Genomic DNA, 2009 nt, shown 5'->3' with positions numbered 1-2009 from the left:
CCGCTCGCGCGAGCCGTCTTCGCGTTCCACAACCGCAAACGCGATCGCGTGAAGCTTCTGCTTTATGACCGGGCCGGATTCTGGCTCCTGTTGAACTAGCTGGATTCATACTGCAACTCCTATTCGCGGATCAGAGGGTTTTAGATGCTACGCTCGATCGCGCCACTTTCGCGCGGTCAGTGAGTCGATCCCATCGGCTGCTGTGTTTTGTTGGCGGGTCGGAATCCGGGACTTCATAGAGAAACGCATAATCGTTATAGGCGTGTCGTTTGACGAGGCCGTATTCGACCCACCTGATGAGCGTTGCGACGTGAATTCCAAGGCGGCTCGCAGCTTGCTCCTTCGTCAACATGCCTCGTTCCCGCAACCTATCGCGACAGGATCGAAGTCCGTTTCGCTGTGCGATGTATGAGACGCGCAGTGCGTCGAACCGAATGTTGCTCTTACCTGGACGGACACAACCGCCGGGACGGATACCCCGATCATTAAGGAGCTGCGCAATCTGAGAGCACGTATGGTCATCGAGAAGCTTGTCGATGAGCTCCAGGACCTCTGGCTGGGTTTTGACATGTTGTGCAGATGTTTTGGGATTCTGCGCCGTGAGCGTTTCAGTCTTGCCGGCCTTGAAGCGAACGTGAATCTTTGTTGTCCCTTCGTCTGGAAGTTTGACCAGTGTGACGTCCTCGACGATGTAGGCTAGCAGCCGCTTCCGCTCTCGATTCGCCAGCGATGGATCACGCCAAAGTGTTTTGAAGTCCGCCGTCATTGCTATGAGCCGGTCGCGGATCGCATCGTCGAGTATGAGACGTTCCTGCTGCTGGCTACGCTCCCTTTGTTCCTTCGCATCGGCCAATGTGCGCAACTTATCGTTCCATTCCTGCTCGAGGGTGTCGGCAACCAGCCGGTTGTTCGGGTCGACCAGCATGAACCGCCGTTGTGCAAGATCTGCGTCGAACTGGGCGCGTTCGATTGCGCGCAGACGTAACCGGTCGGCTTCATCGTGGCGGGCTTCGATCTCCCTGCGAATCTCACACGCCAACTCAACCGCCGCCGGAGTCATCGATGCGACGACCAGCGCACCAACTGCTTCATCGATCGGTGCTCCGGCAATCGACTGGCAGGTAGGTTCTCCATGAGCGCCTTGTGCTCGGTCGCAGACATACCAGGCTTCCTGTCGTCCGCGTCGCGTAGCGTACCGAAGCCGGAGATACCGGCCACAACGTCCGCAGACGGCGCGGCCCTGCAGTAGAGCAGCTCCCTCGCGTGGTGGCGACGATCGCGCAACTTTGTACCCGCGACCATTCGTCTCCAGAACCGTAAGGCTCTGCTGGAATTGCTCCCACGTAATGTATCCAGGATGTGCGTCCGGGATACAGGCAAGCCCGTCATTGCGATCACGCTTTCTCGGTACTTTCCGTCCGTCAGCAAGTCTTCGATAATGCCGCCGGCCGTAGGCGTAAGCACCGGCGTAGCGCGGATTGTTTAGCATCCGAAGTGCCGTCGACGCGGTGAGGTGCTGGAAGACCAGGAACTTCGCGTTGCGCATACGGGACGGAAACAGGAGGCCTTCCTTCTTGAAGACCTTGACTGTCTGGCTGGCAGAGCCGACTCGCAAGAACGTCTCAAAGAAGTATGTGATGGTCTCTCGGACCTGGGAACCGGGTCAAGCACTACGTTACCAAGGTCGTCGTACACGAAGCCGGTCGGTAGCAGGCACCGATACTCACCTCGATTGACCTTGTTCAGAATTCCCCCTCGTAGTCGCGCTTTAAGAACATTGACGTTGCCCGCGAATTTCGGATCCCTTAACTGAGCGGAGATTATGCCACTCGTTTGTTCTGGGCGGCGTACCAGTCCTGCTCGAATTGCATCGGGCTGACGTAGCCCAACGTCGAGTGCAAGCGCGAATGATTGTACAAGCCGGCAACACAACGCCCATATCAGCGAGTCAAGGGAAGTTCTGTATCGTTGGCATCCGTGGTACGGGCACACGGTATGGATTTTCACCA

The 2009-nt window shown here is 57.3% G+C and carries 2 protein-coding genes; one reads left to right on the top strand and one right to left on the bottom strand.

All coding sequences use genetic code 11. The features are described 5' to 3' along the window. The coding region (gene tnpB, locus HDG37_RS40555; RefSeq protein ID WP_184056829.1) for an IS66 family insertion sequence element accessory protein TnpB at positions 1–99 on the top strand (99 nt) is incomplete at its 5' end. A 31-nt stretch (positions 100–130) separates the two neighbouring features. Here tnpB and HDG37_RS38640 read toward each other — a convergent pair. Beyond that, positions 131–1615 carry a recombinase family protein gene (locus tag HDG37_RS38640; RefSeq protein WP_221312289.1) on the bottom strand — a complete coding sequence of 495 codons (1485 nt, stop codon included), beginning with the start codon at positions 1613–1615 and terminating at the stop codon, positions 131–133. Positions 1616–2009: the final 394 nt, after the last annotated feature.

The sequence above is a fragment of the Paraburkholderia sp. MM5384-R2 genome, assembly GCF_014201025.1.
Classification (GTDB): Bacteria; Pseudomonadota; Gammaproteobacteria; order Burkholderiales; family Burkholderiaceae; genus Paraburkholderia; species Paraburkholderia tuberum.
Note: the sequence above shows the minus strand (reverse complement) of the source record. Positions and strands in the feature narration are given on the sequence as shown.